This window comes from Bradyrhizobium sp. HKCCYLS3077, from assembly GCF_051167555.1.
In the GTDB taxonomy this organism is placed as follows: Bacteria; Pseudomonadota; Alphaproteobacteria; order Rhizobiales; family Xanthobacteraceae; genus Bradyrhizobium.
In genome coordinates, this window is record NZ_JBNPTH010000001.1 from 728,367 (window position 1) to 746,061 (window position 17,695).

Annotated in this window: 17 protein-coding genes; 10 read left to right on the forward strand and 7 right to left on the reverse strand. The window is 66.0% G+C overall.

The genetic code is table 11. The annotated features are described in order from the left end of the window. Positions 1-26 precede the first annotated feature (26 nt). Positions 27-392, reverse strand: a complete 366-nt coding sequence (locus ACQR0Z_RS03170) for a nuclear transport factor 2 family protein (protein ID WP_434856439.1) — start codon at positions 390-392, stop codon at positions 27-29. 28 nt (positions 393-420) lie between these two features. Between ACQR0Z_RS03170 and ACQR0Z_RS03175 the strand changes: the two genes are divergently transcribed. The 6 genes from ACQR0Z_RS03175 to ACQR0Z_RS03200 all read left to right on the forward strand — a co-directional run bounded on the left by ACQR0Z_RS03175 (position 421) and on the right by ACQR0Z_RS03200 (position 5,944). Further along, complete coding sequence (locus ACQR0Z_RS03175) at positions 421-918, forward strand: hypothetical protein (protein WP_434856438.1); 498 nt, start codon at positions 421-423, stop codon at positions 916-918. Between the two features lie 712 nt (positions 919-1,630). Then, positions 1,631-2,155, forward strand: coding sequence for a hypothetical protein (locus tag ACQR0Z_RS03180; RefSeq protein WP_434856437.1), 525 nt, complete (start codon positions 1,631-1,633; stop codon positions 2,153-2,155). Positions 2,156-2,313: 158 nt separating this feature from the next. Beyond that, complete coding sequence (locus ACQR0Z_RS03185; protein WP_434917658.1) at positions 2,314-2,496, forward strand: hypothetical protein; 183 nt, start codon at positions 2,314-2,316, stop codon at positions 2,494-2,496. Positions 2,497-2,512: 16 nt separating this feature from the next. Continuing rightward, complete coding sequence (locus ACQR0Z_RS03190) at positions 2,513-3,106, forward strand: SCO family protein (protein ID WP_434856435.1); 594 nt, start codon at positions 2,513-2,515, stop codon at positions 3,104-3,106. 101 nt (positions 3,107-3,207) lie between these two features. Beyond that, positions 3,208-4,116, forward strand: a complete 909-nt coding sequence (locus ACQR0Z_RS03195; RefSeq protein ID WP_434880065.1) for a transporter substrate-binding domain-containing protein — start codon at positions 3,208-3,210, stop codon at positions 4,114-4,116. Positions 4,117-4,297: 181 nt separating this feature from the next. Then, a complete protein-coding gene (locus tag ACQR0Z_RS03200) occupies positions 4,298-5,944 on the forward strand; it encodes a lysine--tRNA ligase (protein ID WP_434917659.1) in 1,647 nt (548 codons plus the stop codon). A 193-nt stretch (positions 5,945-6,137) separates the two neighbouring features. Here ACQR0Z_RS03200 and ACQR0Z_RS03205 read toward each other — a convergent pair whose 3' ends face one another. Further along, positions 6,138-6,899, reverse strand: a complete 762-nt coding sequence (locus tag ACQR0Z_RS03205) for a carbonic anhydrase (protein WP_434917660.1) — start codon at positions 6,897-6,899, stop codon at positions 6,138-6,140. 283 nt (positions 6,900-7,182) lie between these two features. Here ACQR0Z_RS03205 and ACQR0Z_RS03210 point away from each other — a divergent pair, with 283 nt between their 5' ends. Then, positions 7,183-7,527: a DUF952 domain-containing protein gene (locus tag ACQR0Z_RS03210; protein ID WP_434856431.1), complete on the forward strand. Its 345-nt coding sequence runs from the start codon at positions 7,183-7,185 to the stop codon at positions 7,525-7,527. Continuing rightward, positions 7,524-8,618: a quinone-dependent dihydroorotate dehydrogenase gene (locus tag ACQR0Z_RS03215; protein WP_434917661.1), complete on the forward strand. Its 1,095-nt coding sequence runs from the start codon at positions 7,524-7,526 to the stop codon at positions 8,616-8,618. The genes ACQR0Z_RS03210 and ACQR0Z_RS03215 overlap by 4 nt, the downstream gene beginning before the upstream one ends. A 150-nt stretch (positions 8,619-8,768) precedes the next feature. Here ACQR0Z_RS03215 and ACQR0Z_RS03220 read toward each other — a convergent pair whose 3' ends face one another. The 5 genes from ACQR0Z_RS03220 to ACQR0Z_RS03240 all read right to left on the reverse strand — a co-directional run bounded on the left by ACQR0Z_RS03220 (position 8,769) and on the right by ACQR0Z_RS03240 (position 14,416). Then, positions 8,769-10,073, reverse strand: a complete 1,305-nt coding sequence (locus ACQR0Z_RS03220) for an MATE family efflux transporter (protein ID WP_434918010.1) — start codon at positions 10,071-10,073, stop codon at positions 8,769-8,771. 143 nt (positions 10,074-10,216) lie between these two features. Then, on the reverse strand, positions 10,217-10,951 hold the full coding sequence (locus ACQR0Z_RS03225) for an MBL fold metallo-hydrolase (protein ID WP_434917662.1): 735 nt from the start codon (positions 10,949-10,951) through the stop codon (positions 10,217-10,219). Between the two features lie 13 nt (positions 10,952-10,964). Then, a complete protein-coding gene (locus ACQR0Z_RS03230) occupies positions 10,965-11,273 on the reverse strand; it encodes a DUF6460 domain-containing protein (RefSeq protein WP_434877819.1) in 309 nt (102 codons plus the stop codon). A 291-nt stretch (positions 11,274-11,564) separates the two neighbouring features. Then, on the reverse strand, positions 11,565-13,373 hold the full coding sequence (locus tag ACQR0Z_RS03235) for an ATP-dependent DNA ligase (protein ID WP_434917663.1): 1,809 nt from the start codon (positions 13,371-13,373) through the stop codon (positions 11,565-11,567). Continuing rightward, positions 13,370-14,416 (reverse strand): ligase-associated DNA damage response exonuclease, encoded by a 1,047-nt coding sequence (locus ACQR0Z_RS03240; RefSeq protein WP_434917664.1) that lies wholly within the window; start codon positions 14,414-14,416, stop codon positions 13,370-13,372. The genes ACQR0Z_RS03235 and ACQR0Z_RS03240 overlap by 4 nt, the downstream gene beginning before the upstream one ends. 145 nt (positions 14,417-14,561) lie before the next feature. Between ACQR0Z_RS03240 and ACQR0Z_RS03245 the strand changes: the two genes are divergently transcribed. Both ACQR0Z_RS03245 and ACQR0Z_RS03250 read left to right on the forward strand, forming a co-directional pair. Continuing rightward, entirely contained in the window at positions 14,562-15,488 is a 927-nt protein-coding gene (locus ACQR0Z_RS03245) for a methyltransferase domain-containing protein (RefSeq protein WP_434918011.1), read from the forward strand. Between the two features lie 108 nt (positions 15,489-15,596). After that, complete coding sequence (locus tag ACQR0Z_RS03250) at positions 15,597-16,826, forward strand: ABC transporter substrate-binding protein (protein WP_434917665.1); 1,230 nt, start codon at positions 15,597-15,599, stop codon at positions 16,824-16,826. Positions 16,827-17,695: the final 869 nt, after the last annotated feature.

Genomic DNA, 17,695 nt, shown 5'->3' on the forward strand with positions numbered 1-17,695 from the left:
TGCAGGCGGCTGGCTGCGTGGAGGCGTCAGGCGGCTGGCGGCACCTTGTCGAGAAATCCGGTCACGCGCCGGATGCGGCCGCCGGCCAGTTCGACGTAATCGGTCCCTTCGATCGGAGCTTCGGCATCGTCGGGGCCGAGCGACCAGGAGAAGCGGACGTGGTCGCCGTGGCCATCGGGGGTGCCGCGCAGGCGAAAGCGAAAGTCGGGAAAGCGCTGCTGGACGCCGGTCACGAGGGCGTCGATTCCGTCATGGCCGTCACCGCGCATGAGCGGGTCGGCATAGCTGGCCTCGGTGCTCCAGTGCCGAGCGAGCAGGGCTTGGCGTTGCGCGGCATCGCGCGCGTTCCACAGTGCAATGTAACCGTCGGCGACGATCTGAGTGTCGGTCATCGGTGCTCTCCATGTTGTGAACGATGGCATGCCGATGATCGCGCCGTTCGCGCGACGAATCGATTACGTCCAACGTCAACTCAACCCTCATGACCAAACTGTAAGTTGCCGCCCGTCGGCGCGAGACCTAGGTCTTTGCGCGGAGGCGGTGCGGGGAATGCGTCTCATGTTGTCCGACACTTGGAAGCTGATTGCCGTTGCGATCTGCCTGGTGCTGTTCACGGCGGATACCGTGCTCAAGCCGCAGGACAAGCCCAATCGCATGGTGTTCTTCGAGCTGCATCGGGGCGAAAGCCCGTCGATGATCGGCATGATGCGCGACGATCTGCTCAAGCTGCCCGGCCGCGGCGCCAGTCGCATCCGCAACGCGCTCGCGCGCGGCGAGACGTTAACGGTCTGGCAATATGAATTAAGAAAAACTGAAGACGGCCGCTATCAGGAAGTGCCGTCGCGCCAGATCGAGCTCGGCGCGGCCGATGCGCCGCTCGTCACGTTCGGTGCAAGCGTTCGCCTGCCCGACGGTTAGTTCGACCCCACGCTCCGACGAGAGCCGCCTACGCCGACGTCCTTCGTTTGAACGCGCGATCCGAGCAGGACGGTCGGCTCCGGCGGCCGATCCGCGTGCGCGCGGCCTGCGGTGGTCCGTGGCGCGAATGTGGCGAAATCGTCATAAAACCTCTGATTGCATCAGCGCAGTGCAAACCTGACCCGAGGCTGTCGCGCGCCGCAGATCATCTGCAAGCATCGTCCGTCATCCATGTGCAACGCCGCGTGCGCAAGGTGACCAAACACCGCCGCCTTGCGTGTCGTCGTGCCGTGCTTGCGCGGCTTCCGCGCGGCCCGTGATTCTGCGGGGATTTTGCGCCGCCGTGGCGCGAATGCCGTCGTGCCCGGCGAATCACGCCGAGCCTTCGCCAAGCTCGTGGCGCGGCTGCCATGTCCGGAACCAGGGTTGGACCGGTTTCGCGTGATCGCGACTCATTGGTGCAGCGGGCCTGCAACACTCGCGCTGAATTTGGCGTCGGTCGCTGCGCTCTCCTGGACAAAAACACGATCTCGAAACACGCTGCATTTGCGATTTGGATTTGGCCTTCGCGTTCCGGTTCTGCGGATGGGCTCGTGATTGCAAAGGTCCGCCGCAGTCCAAGTATCGCAAGGCGTGCATCACAAGACGTGCATCACACGAAGTGTACCAAAGTCGGTCAGATCGGTTTCGCCGGGTTGAACTGGGGCTCGACATGAAATTCTGGACGGGGTTGCTCGCGGTCGTTCTCTTGCTGTCGGGGGTCAGTGCGAGCCAGGCCGTGGTCCGCATTGCCGATGACCGCGGCGGTCGGATCGGGACCTATGTCGACAAATACCAGGGCCTGCGGTCGTCCGGTGAGTATGTGATCATCGACGGGCTGTGCGCGTCCGCCTGCACGATCGTTCTCGGCGCCATTCCCCACGACAAGATCTGCGTCACCTCGCACGCCAATCTCGGCTTCCATGCCGCCTGGGATTTCGGCACCAACGGCCGGGCCGTCACCAATCCGGAGGCGACCCAGATGCTGTACTCGATGTACCCGTCGCAGATCCGCCGCTGGATCACCCAGCGCGGCGGCCTGACCCCCCGGATGATCTTCCTGAAGGGCAAGGAGCTGCAGGCGATGTACAAGCCCTGCTACATGGACGCCCAGGCCGCTTCACCGCCCAATCCTCAGGTCGCGCCCAACGCCCCGGCGATGTCGCCGGGAGCCGCCAAGGCGTCTGCTTCGCATTAAGACGTCTGCTTCGCATTGACGTGTACCGCGCTCCGCCCGGAGCGCATGATCCGCGGTCGGGCAAGCCGCGCTTGCCTCAGCCGTCCGCGGGGCTTATCTCAGGCGTTACGGGGTGGGATGGGCCGTTCGGCCGGCGCCCGCCGGGTGAGTACGCCATCATGCAGCCTCTTTCCGCGCCGCAAGAGATACCGGCCGCAACGGTCGCCCGCCATCCTGGCGCGGCCATCACGGCTATCGTCGCGGCACTGGGGCTCGCTGCCGCCGCGGCGATACTCTGGCTGCAGTACGGGACCGCGGTCTTCTTCGACATGATCGCGGCCGGCTGGCAGGCCTGCTTCTGAGAGAAGGAACCTTGGCATGAAGTCCAATGTCACCCGTCCGCTGGTGATCATCGGCGCCTTCGCCGCCAGCCTGGTGGTCGGGCTGTCGCTGATGTTCCTGCTCATGGGCGGCGGCCGCAACATCGCAGCCCCTGCCGCGATCGGCGGACCGTTCCAACTGACCGACCAGAGCGGGGCCACGGTCACCGAGAAGAGCCTGCAAGGCCGGCCGACGCTGATCTTCTTCGGCTTTACCCATTGCCCGGACGTCTGTCCGACGTCGCTGTTCGAGATCTCCGAGGTGCTGCGCGCGATGGGCAAGGATGCCGATGCCGTGAACGCCTACTTCATCTCCGTCGATCCGGAGCGCGACAACCCGGCGACGATGAAGGAATACCTCTCGAGCTTCGACCCCCACCTCAAGGGATTGACCGGCGATCCCGAGGTTCTGGCCAAGGTGCTGACCGAGTACCGCGTCTATGCCAAGAAGGTCCCGCTGAAGGATGGCGACTACACGATGGACCATACCGCGCTGGTCTATCTGATGGACCGCAACGGCCGGTTCGTTGCGCCGTTCAACCTGAAACGGACCCCCGAGGAAGCGGCGGCGGATCTGAAGAAATACCTCTGAGCGGCGTTAACGCTCCGGCCGGGCGGCCGCGCCTGACCGGAATCCAGCCTCGAATTCGCGCCTGGATGGTCTATAAGGCGCGTTGACCCTCGGGACCGCTGATGCCGACCGTCTTGTCACGACCCTCGAACTCCGTTTCTCGCACCGGCGCCGTCGTCGCCGCGGCGTTGTTCTGCCTTGGCCTGGGCGCCGCCGGCTCGGACGCCCATGCGCAGGCGCCGGTCCGGCCCGCCGTCGAAGCGGCGCCGCAGGCCGTGCCGGGATTCTGGGATCCTCGCCGCCGGCCGGAGCGGCCGGAGCTGTCGCGCCTCACCGTGATCCGCTTCCTCACCGAGACCGACTATCCGCCGTTCAACTTCACCGGCCCGGACGGCAACCCAGCCGGCTTCAACGTCGATCTCGCTCGCGCGATCTGCGACGAGATCAAGGTCACCTGCACCATCCAGATGCGCCGCTTCGAGACCCTGCTCGACGCGCTGTCCTCCAATCGCGGCGATGCGATCATCGCCTCGATTGCGGTGACGCCGCAGATGCGGGCGCGGGCCGATTTCTCCGATCCGTATTACCGGGCGCCGGCGCGCTTCGTGTCCCGTCGCGACGCCGTGATGACCGAGATCCGCCCCGAGTTCCTTGAGGGCAAGAAGATCGGGGCCGTCGCCGGCACCGCGCATGAGGCCTACCTCAAGGCGATGTTCACCGACGCCGAGATCAAGACCTATCCGAACGACGAGGCGCTGCGGCAGGCGCTGCGCCGCTCGGAGGTCGACCTGATCTTCGGCGACGGCATCTCGCTGGCGTTCTGGGTCAACGGCACCGATTCCGGCGATTGCTGCGCCTTTTCCGGTGGACCTTTCGTCGAAAGCCGCTATTTCGGCGAGGGCGTCGGCATCGCCGTGCGCAAGGGCAACGACCTCCTGCGCCAGGCCTTGAACTGGGCGCTGTTCCGGGTCTGGGAAAAAGGCCGCTACACCGACCTGTGGCTGCGCTATTTCTCGATCAGCCCGTTCTAGAGTTAAACCTGCCGGTGGATACGGCGCATCGCGCCGAACCCACCATCGCTGCGCATCCACCGTCATTGCGAGGAGCGGAGCGACGAAGCAATCCAGAGCCGCGTGTGAGACTCTGGATCGCTTCGCTTCGCTCGCGATGACGCCTAGTGTTAATTCTGCTGCTTTGAACCGGTACTGTCAGATGTCCACGATCGATCTCGCCCTTCCCAGCCCGAGCGACCTGCGCGCGCTCGCCGAGAACTCCAACGCCTGGCCGTTCGAGCAGGCGAAGGCGATCGTCAACCGGCTGAAGAAGACTCCGAAGGACGAGGTGCTGTTCGAGACCGGCTATGGCCCCTCCGGCCTGCCGCATATCGGCACGTTCGGCGAGGTCGCGCGCACCACGATGGTGCGCCACGCCTTCCGCGTGCTCACCGAGGACAAGATCAAGACCCGGCTCATCGCGTTCTCCGACGACATGGACGGCCTGCGCAAGGTGCCGGACAACGTGCCGAACAAGGAGATGCTTGCCTCGCATCTCGGTAAGCCGCTGTCGCGCATCCCGGATCCGTTCTCGAACGAATATCCGTCGTTTGCCGCGCACAACAACGCCCGGCTCCGCGCCTTCCTCGACAAGTTCGGCTTCGAATACGAGTTCGCCTCCTCGACCGACTACTACACCTCGGGCAAGTTCGATGCGGCGCTGCTGCGCATGCTGGAGCGGCTGGAGAAGGTGATGGCGATCATGCTGCCGTCGTTGCGCGAGGAGCGCGCGGCGAGCTATTCGCCGTTCCTGCCCATCTGCCCGCGCACCGGCCTCGTGCTGTACGTGCCGATCGTCGAGCACGACGCCAAGGCCGGAACGATCTCCTATGACGATCCGGAGACCAAGGAGCGCATGACCGTTCCGGTCACCGGCGGCCATTGCAAGCTGCAATGGAAGCCGGACTGGGCGATGCGCTGGCACGCGCTCGGCGTCGACTATGAAATGGCCGGCAAGGACCTGATCGATTCGGTGAAGCTGTCGGGCAAGATCTGCGCGGCGCTCGGCGGCACGCCGCCGGAGGGCTTCAACTACGAGCTGTTCCTCGACGAGAAGGGCCAGAAGATCTCGAAGTCGAAGGGCAACGGCCTGACCATCGACGAGTGGCTGCGCTACGCCTCGCCGGAATCGCTGTCGCTGTTCATGTACCGCGAGCCCAAGGCGGCGAAGCGGCTGTATTTCGACGTCATCCCGCGCAATGTCGACGACTACCAGCAGTTCCTCGAGGGCTTCCCGAAGCAGGACGCCAAGCAGCAGCTCGGCAATCCGGTCTGGCACATCCATTCCGGGCGGCCGCCGAAGGCCGACATGCCGGTGACGTTCCAGCTGCTGCTGACCTTGGTGTCGTCGTCGAACGCCGAGAATGCCGAGACGTTGTGGGGCTTCATCGGCCGCTACCGGCCGGGTGTGACGCCGCAGACGCATCCCAAGCTCGACGCGATGGTGGGCTATGCCATCAACTACTATCGCGACTTCGTGGCGCCGACCAAGACGTTCCGCGAGCCGACCGAGGGCGAGCGCGTGGCGCTGCAGGATTTGCGCGACGCGTTGTCGAACCTGCCCGCTGAGGCGACGGCGGAGGAGATCCAGAACGTGGTCTACGAAATCGGCCGCCGCGAGCCGTTCCTCGATCACGCCAAGAAGGGCAAGGACGGCCGGCCGGGCGTGTCGCTGGACTGGTTCAACATGCTCTACCAGGTGCTGCTCGGCCAGGAGAAGGGCCCGCGCTTCGGCTCCTTCGTCGCGGTCTACGGCATCAACAACGCGGTGGCGATGATCGACGGCGCGCTGGCGCGCTCGGCGTGAGAGCCACGCTGCTCGCCACACAAGCGGTGTCGTCCCGACCTTGAGCCGGGACCCATAACCACCGGCAGCGATGAGGCGGAAGGTCTCCGCCACCTTCCAAACCAATCAGCATCCCGCGGTATGGGTCCCGGCTCGGAGGCCGGGACGACAGCGGAATGCTGAGTGGGCAGTTGAGGTCCAAAAGACAGGCGACCTACACCCCCTGCAGCACGAAGCGGCGGTCGAGCTTCTGCACCGGGCGGGCGTTCATCGGATACAGCTTCGCGAACTTCGTCACATCGGCTTCGGCGACCTGGATCGGTTCGGCCAGCAGCAGCCATTCGACGACCTCCGAGCAGGGCGGCGTCGTCAGCGAGCCGGCGTAGCGATAGTGGATGCGGCGGTTGGGCAGCATCATGTTGGGGTTGATGCGCGGATCGGCCTTGACCGCGGGGCCTTCCTTCTCCGGCATCGTCGCCACGATGTGAGAGAATGCAGGATTCGGGCGGCCGGTGGTCATCAGCACGCCGAGTACGGCGAGCCCGCCGGAGGCGGCGCGGTGCACGAAATGTGCCTCCATCGGAAAATTCTTGCCGCCGATATGATGCTCGCTCGGCCGGTGGAAGTGCACCTGCAGGAGCTTGTAGGTGGTGCCGCCGAGCTTCAGCGTGCCGCTGCCGTCGGCGAAGTTGAGCTGGATGGTGTGGCCGTTGTTGACGATGGTGTCGGCGGTGTTGGCCCAGGACAGCTTGAAGTCCGGCAGCCGCGCCCTGGTCGGGTTCTCGATGTCGATCGGCGATTGCTGCGTGCCGACGCTGCAGACCTTGTTGGCGGCGTCGAGATCGCCCCATTTGGCGGGGCCGGTCGCGCCCTCATAGCTCCAATGCGGCGCGCCTTCGGCGGCGAAGCCAGGCTGGGCGCAGACCGGACAGAGGGCGAGCCCGGCGAGAGCCTTCAAAGCGTTGCGGCGGTTCATGGAAATCTCCAAAGCTAAGCTGTGATGCAGGCAATCGGCGCGGCCCGTCAGCGCCTCGGCGCGACGGCGAATCGCGCGGGCTGAAGAGAGCCGAATCGGGTTAATCCTTACTGAGGAACCGTCCTACATCCAGGCTTATCCGTGTTGCCACGGGGACAACTTATGCGGGCCGTGGCCGGCGACGGCGGGACAATCGATGCTTGAGTTCGAAGGTGCCTGCCGATACGGTCGGCCGCATCCCGAAAACCGCAGCAAACTCAAGATCAAGCCAGGACGCGTCAACGTGCCCAAAATCTACAAAATCTGCTCAGCTTCGGCCTGGCGCGAGGCAGAGCGGCAGGGTGTCTATCGCGGCAGTGCCGACGATCTGCGCGACGGTTTCATCCATTTTTCGACCGCGTCGCAGGTCCCGGAGACCGCCCGCAAGCACTTTTTCGGGCAGAGCGCGCTGTTCCTGGTCGAGGTCGAGGCGGATGTGCTCGGCCCCGGCTTGCGCTGGGAGCGCTCGCGCAATGACGAATTGTTCCCGCATCTCTATGGCGAGCTCGACGTCGGCGCCGTAACCGCCGTCCACCAGATGCACAGCCGTGCCGACGGCGGCCACGACATCCCGGAACTTCAGCCGTGATCCGCGCCTTCGACCAGCTCTCGCTGCCGCTGCTCCGCTGGCTCGATGCCGAGGATGCGCACCGGCTCGCCATCCAGGGCCTGAAGCTGCTGCCGGCGATCAAGCCGCGGCCGGATGATGCCAAGCTGGCGGTGCGCGCCTTCGGGCTCAACTTCGCGAATCCGGTCGGCATGGCCGCGGGCTTCGACAAGAATGCCGAGGTGCCCGACGCGCTGCTGCGGCTCGGCTTCGGCTTCGTCGAGATCGGCTCGGTCACCCCCCGGCCGCAAAGCGGCAATCCGCGGCCGCGGCTGTTCCGGCTGGAGCGCGACGAGGCGGTGATCAACCGCATGGGCTTCAACAATGACGGTGCCGAAGCCGTGCTGCGCCGGCTGGCCGGCCGCGCCAACCAGGGCGGCATCGTCGGCGTCAATGTCGGGGCCAACAAGGATTCCACCGACCGCGTCGCCGACTATGTCCGGCTGATCGAGACCTTCGCGCCGGTCGCGAGCTATTTCACCGTCAACATCTCCTCGCCGAACACGCCGGGCCTGCGCAACCTGCAGCAGGCCTCGCAGCTCGACGAGCTGCTGTCCAAGGTGCTGGAGGCCCGCGACCGCGTCCGCCGCAAGGCCGGCGACACCCCGGTGCTGCTCAAGATCGCACCCGATCTCAGCCTCGCCGAGCTCGACGACGTCGTCCACGTCGCGCGCTCGCGCGGCGTCGACGGCATGATCGTGTCGAACACCACGCTCGCCCGTCCCAACTCCTTGCGTGAGCAGCTGCGCGCCAAGGAGCAGGGCGGTCTCTCGGGCCGGCCGCTGTTCCGGCTGTCGACCCGCATGGTCGCGGAAACCTTCGTCCGCGTCGAGGGCGCGTTCCCGCTGATAGGCGTCGGCGGCATCGACACCGGCGGCGCCGCGCTGACCAAGATCCGCGCCGGCGCCAGCCTGATCCAGCTCTACTCCTCGCTGGTCTACAAGGGTCTCGGCCTGGTCGAGAGCATCAAGGCGGATTTGACATCGACGTTGCTGCGGACGGGGCGAGATTCACTGTCGGAGATCGTCGGCGCCGATGCCGCGACGATCACGGCGGAGGACTGGCCGGTTTAGGTGGTGCTCCGCCGTTGAGTTGAGCCGAGCCGGCGCGTCATTCTCCGCTGTCATCCCCGCGCAGGCGGGGATCCAGTACGCCGCGGCGGCTGTCGTTGAATCGAGACGGCACGGCGTACTGGATCATCCGCCTCCGCGGATGATGACAGCTTACGGTGTGGATCCGGCCGGGCTCTTCCCAAACGACACCCTCAACAGCGCCGGATAGCGTGCCGCCTGGAAGCCGCCGCGCGCCGCGTAGAAGCTCAGCATCGCGATCCACAATCCCGTGTTGCCGAAGCCGCGCAGCGCGAGCCAGGTGCCGAAAAACACGATCAGCGCCGCGATCATGAGGTTGCGCATGTCGCGTGCCCAGGTCGCGCCGATGTAGACGCCGTCGAACGCGAAGGCGAATACCGACAGCAGCGGCGACGCCACGACATAGGGCAGATAGTCGCGCGCGGCGCTGCGCACGGCGTCGCTCGACGTCATCACGTCGATCAGCACGGGTCCGAACAGCACGAAGATGACGGCCACCGCGAGCGCGAAGCCGAAGCCCCAGGCCAGCACCAGCCGCGTGGCGCCGGCGAATGCGTCGCGGTTGCGCGCGCCATAGGCGTGGCCGCAAAGCTGCTCGGCGGCGTTGGCGAGCCCGTCGAGGAAGAACGCCGCCACCAGCAGAAAATTGTTCAGCACTGCGTTGGCGGCGAGCGTGGTGTCGCCGGCGCGCGCGCCCTGCGAGGTGAAGAACAGGAAGGCTACGATCATCGCCGCGGTGCGGATCATGATGTCGCGATTGACCGCCATCATGTGCATCAGCTTGGCGCGGTCGAGCAGCGACGGCAGCGACAGTCCGCTCGCCGTCGAAGCCAATTGCCGCGCCAGCACGAGGCCGATCACGACGCCGACGGCCTCGGCGATGACGGCTGCGATCGCGGCGCCGGCGATGCCGGCCTCCCACACCTGCACCAGCAGGATGGTCGCGGCCATGTTGATCAGGTTGATCGCGACCTGGACACCGAGCGCCAGACGCGCGCGCGCCAGTCCGACCAGCCAGCCGAGCAGCACGTAGTTGGCGAGCGCGAGCGGCGCCGACCAGATCCGGACCACGAAATAGATTCTGGCGGCGCCGAGAACGGCGTCGCTACCGCCCATGATGTCGAAGATGATTGCGGCGAGCGGCACCTGCAGCACGATCAGTCCGAGGCCAATCACCGCGGCCAGGGCCAGGCCGCGAATCAGCACCATCAGGATCTCGTCCCGTTCGCCGGCGCCGAGCGACTGCGCGGTGAAGGCCAGCGTGCTGGCGCGCAGAAAGGCGAACAGCCAGAACAGGCAATCGAAGATCACCGAGGCCATCGCGACGCCGCCGAGCATCGCGGCCTCGCCGAGCCGGCCGATCGCCGTGGTCGAGACGATGCCGATCAGCGGCGTCGTCAAATTGGCGATCATCGCGGGACCTGCGATGTCGAACACCTGCGCGCTGGTGACGGTCGATCGGTGGGGCGCGGGAGATTGCAACGGAATGCTCGCTCGCCATGCCGGCCCATCCGCCGCGCTGCTGCGGCGGATTTCAGCCCTGGCCTGTGCTGAGCATAGTCGCTGCGCCCGGTATGAAGCTATAGATCAATCGTCATACCGTCATGCGCCGCTGTGTGAGTGAGGCCCGCCACCCGCCGCAGCATGTCGTCGCTCATATGGGTGAGCACCAGCCGTTTCGGCCTGATCTCCGTGAGATGCGCCTCCAGTGCCGCGAGGCTGAGATGGTTCTTCACGGGTTTGTCGAACGTATAGGCCTCGGCGATGAGCAGGTCGGCATCGCGGCCGAGCGGGACCAGGCTGTCCGTCCATTCGGTGTCGGCCGTGTAGGCGACGATCCGGCCTTCCGCCTCGACGCGGTAGCCGAGAAACGGACCGCCGGAGTTGCCGTGCACGACCGCGAACGGCGTCACGCCGACCTCGCCGAACCGCACGGGCTGCCCGGGCGCCAGCTCGATCACCGACAGCTCGAACTTGCGCGGCGTGCGCGACGAATGCTCGAACATCGTTTCCATCGCCTGCGTCAGCCGTGTCGCGATGCCGGCAGGGCCTGCGATCACCAGCGGCTGCATCCGCCGCGAGAACTGCGCGTCGAGCAGCAGGAAGGGCAGACCGGCGAAATGATCGCCGTGGAAATGCGTGATCAGGATCAGCCCGACATTGTTGCAGGCGATGCCGAGCCGCTTCAGTGCCGGCAGCGCCGAGGCACCGCAATCGATCAGCAGGTCGGTCGCCGCGCCCGTCAGATGGAAGCAGGTGTTGGACCTGCCGCCCGAGCCGAACGCGTCCCCGCAGCCGACGAAGCGAAGTTGCATCGGCTGCGTCCGCTCACCGTCCGCGCGGCGCGAAAATGCGCGACAGGAACCAGACCGGGATCACGATCACGGCGCCGAGCAGGAAGTAGCGCCACAGCCAGTTGAAGGCGTCGAAGCCGAGCTCGTAGAGCCGGATGAACAGCAACTGGATGCTATGCAGAATGTTGAGCGGATCGAAGCCGATCGCCGACAGCACCACGCCGACCAGGATCGACAGCAGCACCAGCCGGAACGCCACCCCCACGGGAGAGCCGCCGAGAAACCGATACAGGCCATCCGAGCTGCGGGCGCGGCCGGGATAATCCCTGATGTCGTTCGACATGTCATCGTCTCCAAGCCAGTGCGAAGGCCGGGTCACCGGCGGATTCGTGCCCGATTATAAAGCACGGCAGGGCAGGTGGGGAACTGGTCTCAGCGGCGCAAGCCGGTTACGGGCATTTAATGTTCAGCGCTATGATCTTCGCCACGATGGTCGTGGTTTAAAAGATCGTCATGGCCGGGCTTGACCCGGCCATCCATCTTCCTTCGATAAGAGGATGGATGCCCGGGTCAAGCCCGGGCATGACGAGTCTCAGATTCGTCAAGCACCTGGGGTCGAACAAGCGAGCGCTCGTCACCCCGCCGCCTCGCTCTTCAACATCCGCTCCAGCGTCTCCAGCCGGTCGGCGTCGCGGGGCGGCTTGTCCCAGCGCAGGCGGTTGATGCGGGGGAAGCGCATCGCGACGCCGGATTTGTGCCGCGGCGATTTCTGCAGGCCCTCGAACGCGACCTCCAGCACCAGGCCCTGCTCGGGCTCGTGCACGACGTGGCGCACGGGGCCGAACTTCTCGGTCGTGTTGCGGCGGACGAAGCGGTCGATCTGCAGCAGCTCCTCGTCGGTGAAGCCGAAATAGGCCTTGCCGACCGGCACCAGCTGATCGCCTGCGTCGCCCGACGTCCACACACCGAACGTGTAGTCGGAGTAATAGGACGAGCGCTTGCCGTGGCCGCGCTGCGCATACATCAGCACGGCGTCGATGATGTGCGGATCGCGCTTCCACTTCCACCACTGCCCCTTTGGCCGCCCCGGCAGATACGGCGCGTCGCGCCGTTTCAGCATCACGCCCTCGACCGCCTCGGCATCGTCGCCGGCGCCGGCTGACGCCGGATCGGCGCGCGCAGCCGTCAGCTCGTCCCAGGTGGAGAACGCGACGGTCGGTGACAGATCGACGCGTGGATCGTCGAGGCGCTTGATGAAGGCTTCGAGCTTCGCGCGCCGCGCTTCGAACGGCAGCTCGCGCAGATCATTGTCCTCGTCGCCGAGCAAATCGTAGGCGCGCAGGTGGATCGGATATTCCTTCATCAGCTTCGGCGACACGGTCTTGCGGTTCAGCCGCTGCTGCAGCACGTTGAAGCTCTGCACGCGCTTGTCTCGCACCACGAGCAACTCGCCGTCGATCGCGCCCGGGAGGTGCAGCGACGGCAGCAGATCCGGGAAGCTCGCGGTGATGTCCTCGCCGCTGCGCGAATAAAGCCGCGTCACCATCCGGCCATCGCTCTCGCGGCCGCTCACGGCCTGCACGCGGATGCCGTCCCATTTCCATTCCGCGATGTAGTCGCTCGCAGTCATGCTGGCGAAGTCGCCGTCCTCGACAGCATGGGCCAGCATCACCGGCCGGAACGGCGCGGGATCACGATTGACCGGCTTGTCGCCGCGGCCTTCGAGCCAGGCGAACAGATCGAGATAAGGCGGCGCGAGACCGGGCCAGACCAGCTCGACGTCATGCGGGTCCTTGTCACCAAGGGCTGCCGCGGCCGTCTTGGCCAGTCGCGCAGAGATGCCGATGCGAAGTGCGCCGGTGACCAGCTTCAGCAACGCCCAGCGCCCGGTCTCGTCGAGCTCGTCCAGCCACTGCGCGAGCTGCTTCGGCATCTCGGTTTTCCCGAGCGTGCGCAGCGTGGTGACGACCTCCGTGAGCGTCGGCGGCGGCGGGTTGTTGTGCCCGGCTGCATGCGGCTCAACACCTCCCCCGCTTGCGGGGGAGGTCGGATCGCCGGGCGCGCCTGGCGATCCGGGTGGGGGCATGTCCACGGAAGGTCCGTCCCCGGAGCGCCCCCACCCCGGCCCTCCCCCGCAAGCGGGGGAGGGGGAAGACCGAGCTTGCGGAGGGCGCTTCGGCCACATCAGCGCGACCGTCTCCGACAGATCCCCCACATAGTCATACGACAGCGCGAACAGCACCGGATCGGTGCGCGCCGCGATGAGGTCGCGGATCAGCGCCGGCTTGGCGTGCTTGAACGACAGCGCGCCGGTCAGCGCGGCCAAGGCATAGCCGCGGTCGGGGTCCTCGACCTCGCGGAAATACGATGTCAGCAGCCGCAGCTTGTTGTTGCGGCCGGGTTCATAGGCGAGGCGGTCGAGCAGCTCGGCGAAGCGGTTCATGCCTCGGCCTCCTCCGCAGCCACCACCTCGCTCTCCTCCTCGTCGCCATAGCCGACGAGGTCGAGCGGCCGCGCCGCGAGCCCCTTGCTCCGGCACCAATGCACCAGCGCGTCCTCCTGGCCATGCGTGACCCAGACTTCGCCGGCGCCGGTCGCCGCGATCGTCGCGGTCAACCCGTCCCAGTCGGCATGGTCGGAGATCACCAGCGGCAGCTCGACGCCGCGCTGCCGCGCGCGGGCGCGCACCCGCATCCAGCCCGAGGCGAACGCGGTGACGGGATCCGGAAAGCGCCGCGTCCACAGATCGGACGTCGCGCTCGGCGGCGCGAGCGTGATGGTGCCCGCGAGCTCCGCCTTCTTGACGCCCTTCACCGGCCGGAGTTCGCCGAGCGGGATGCCCTTGTCCTGATAGTAGCGCGTGATCTTCTCCATCGCGCCATGCAAATAGATCGGTGCGTCGTAGCCGGCCTCGCGGATCAGTGCGATCACACGCTGCGCCTTGCCGAGGGAATACGCCCCGACCAGATGCGCGCGCTCCGGAAACAGCGCCACCGAGGCCAGCAGCTTGTTCACCTCCAGCGCCGTATCGCCATGCCGGAACACGGGAAGACCGAACGTCGCCTCGGTGATGAAGACGTCGCATTGCACCAGCTCGAACGGCGCGCAGGTCGGATCGCGCGCATCCTTGTAGTCGCCGGACGCCACGATGCAGGTGCCGCCGGCGGACACCTTGATCTGCGCCGAGCCGAGCACGTGGCCCGCCGGGTGGAAGCTGACGGTGACGTCGCCGAGCTTCATCTCCTCGCCATAGCGGATCGCCTGCGTCGAGCCCGCAAAATTCTCGCCATAGCGCAGCCGCATGATATCGAGCGTTTCCTGCGTCGCCAGCACCGCGCCGTGGCCGGCCCGGGCGTGATCGGAGTGGCCATGCGTGATCAGCGCCCGCTCGACCGGGCGCACGGGATCGATGTGGAAGCCGCCGGCCTTGCAGCACAGGCCGGAGGGAACGGGCAGCAGGATGTCTTGCGGACGCATGGTGCTCATATAGGTCGCGTGTGAGGAATTTCAGCTTGTTGCATCATTCTCCGCTCGTCATGCGCGGGCTTGACCCGCGCATCCATCTCCTGAATGAAGTTCCTCGATGGATGGCCGGGTCAAGCCCGGCCATGACGATCCCAACGGTTCCCCGATGCCCCACCGCCTGTTCCTCTCCTCCGGCGACCTGATCGCCGACCGCCGCTACGAATTCGCCCGCGACCTGCAGATCAAGGGCGATCTCGCCGCCGCCGCCGAGGTGATGGAGCAGGCCATCGAGGTCGCGCCGAACTTCGCCTCGGCCTGGTTCGAGCTCGGCAAGATCCGACTCGACCTCGGCGAAACCGACAAGGCGATATCAGCCTTCCAGAACGCCGTCGCGGCCGATCCGGATGACCGCCACGGCGCCGCCGTGCGGCTGATGCAACTCGGCGCCGCGCCGCTGGCGGACATGCCCAAGGCCTATGTGCAGTCGCTGTTCGACCAGTACGCGCCGCGCTTCGAGAGCGAGCTGATCGAGCGGCTGCACTATCGCGCACCCGCGATACTGTTCAAGGCGGTGCTCGCGGTGCGCGCCGCGGAGAAGAAGCCGGCCTACTTCAAGCGCGCCATCGATCTCGGCTGCGGCACCGGCCTCGGCGCTGCCGCCTTCGCCAGCAACGTCGACAGCTTCATCGGCATCGATCTCTCGGCCGGCATGATCGCGCAGGCGCGCGACACCGGGCTCTATGCCGCGCTCGAGGTCGACGACATGACGGCCGGCCTCGCGCGGCAGCCGGATGCATCGGCCGATCTCGTGCTCGCAGCGGACGCGATGGTCTATGTCGGCGATCTCGGTCCCGTGCTGCGCGAAGCCAAGCGCGTGCTGATGCCTGGCGGCCTTGTGGCCTTCACCGTCGAGACTCATGACGGCGACGGCGTGATCATGGGCAAGGGACTGCGCTATGCCCATGGTGCGGAATATATCCGTGGCATCATCACGAACGTCGGATTGAAGCTCGCGCATCTCGAACCGGCGTCGCCGCGGACCGAAGATCAGGCGCCGGTGCGCGGGCTTTCGGTGGTCGCGATGAGGACTTGAGTCTACACGCTACTGAATGCGCTGCACGCAGTGCGCGATGCGGCAACTTCGCTCTTGCCGCGGCTCTCCCGATGCCAAAAAATGCCGGCAGTCTAGGGAGAGACAACAATGAAAAAACATCTGACCCGGCGCGATTTCTGCGCCACCGCGCTCGCGACCGTGGGCGCCTCGACCATCGCCTCGCCTTACGTCTGGGCTGCCGAAAAGAAATACGACGCCGGCGCCAGCGACACCGAGATCAAGATCGGCCAGACCATCCCGCATTCCGGCCCCGGCTCGCTCTATGGCGTGCTCGGCCGCATCGGCGAGGCCTATTTCCAGATGCTCAACGAGCAGGGCGGCATCAACGGCCGCAAGGTCAAGTTCCTCACCATGGACGACGCCTACAGCGCGCCGAAATGCGTCGAGGCCACGCGGCGCCTCGTCGAGCAGGAGGAGGTGCTGGCGCTGTACGGCTCGCTCGGCACCGCGCCGCAGACCGCCGTTCACAAATACCTCAACTCCAAGGGCGTGCCGCAGCTGCTGCTCAACACCGGCGCCTCCAAATGGAACGATCCGAAGAACTTCAAATGGACCATGGCCGGCCTGCCGCTGTATCCGACCGAGGCACGCATCCTCGCCAAGCACGTGCTGAGCGTGAAGCCCGAGGCCAAGATCGGCATCCTCTACCAGAACGACGATTTCGGCCGCGACTTCCTGGGGCCGTTCAAGAAGGTGCTGGCGGATGCCGGCGGCAAGGCCCAGGTGATCATGGAGCAGACCTATGATCTCACCGAGCCGACGGTCGACTCGCAGCTGATCAATCTGTCGAAGTCGGGCGCCGACGTGTTCTACAACATCTCCACCGGCAAGGCGACGTCGCAGTCGATCCGCAAAGTTGCCGAGCTCGGCTGGAAGCCGCTGCAGCTGTTGTCGGCGGGCTCGACCGGCCGCTCGATCCTCTCGGCCGCGGGGCTGGAGAACGCCAAGGACATCGTTGCTATCCGCTACTCCAAGGATGCCGGCGTGCCGCAATGGAAGGACGATCCTTACGTCAAGGCGTTCGAGGCGCTGCGCGCGAAATATGTGCCGAACATCGACCCGGACAACAGCATCGCCTATGCCGGCTATGGCCAGGCTGCGTCGATGGCCGAGATCCTGCGCCGCTGCGGCGACACCCTGACCCGCGAGAACGTGCTGAAGCAGGCCACCACGCTTGCCGGCTTCCACTCGCCCTACTTCCTCGACGGCGTCAACTACGCCTACACGCCCGACGACTACACGCCGATGAAGACGCTCTACATCTCGATCTTCGACAGCAAGGACTGGAACATCTCCGAGAAGCCGATGACGGAGTAGGCGACGCGGCTCGCGCTTCATCGTGAGCCGTCATCGCGAGCGCAGCGACGCGATCCAGAGTCCCTCCACAGACGCAGTCTGGATTGCTTCGTCGCTGCGCTCCTCGCAATGACGATGTGGCACGGTCATCGCCTCACGCTCGGTGTCATTCCGGGGCGGGCCGCGCAGCGGCACGAGCCCGGAATCCATACTCCCGTCGGTGGTTATGGATTCCGGGCTCGCCCTGCGGGCGCCCCGGAATGACGCGTGGAGAGATGGGCGCGGTTGTCATCCTGCTGAAGTCTGCGCCGCCGGCATTCCGATTGAATTACAAAAAAAATAATTCGGTTGCGCTTTTACAGAAATCATGATCATATCCCGCCATCCCGTCCCAAGCCGAGGGGCGTAGCGCGCGATCGTCACGACACGCGGGGCGGGGAGCGGTGGCCGCTGCGATGCTGCAGCGTGAGCGACAGCTTGCGCGGACGAACGGCGTTCGGCGGACGTGAAGTCGTGTGGTCCTGGCCTCCCGGTGCCGAGGTCAAGTGGATGCCGGCGCGGAAGCGCTGCTGACATGACGGGGTCAATCAGCCGGTCCCCGAGGAGAGCACGAAGTAAGCGTGAAAACCACCGCGCAGGGAAGGCCGGGCGTTCTCCGGCTGCACCTGTGGTACCTGCCGCCTGCATTCTTTTCAGCAGGCGGGCCGCAGGCGTCAGCCGACGCCTGGCCTTCCCTGCGCCCTCTGCAATCAAGAGGGACAGCTCATCATCAATCTCGGGCGCCATTCGCCGCGAGGATGCATCCGCATGTCCCGGCTGTTCCATGGAGTGAGTGCGGTGCGAACCTCGGATGGTTGCCGCGCTGCGGACCCGACCCTCGACGAAGCCCG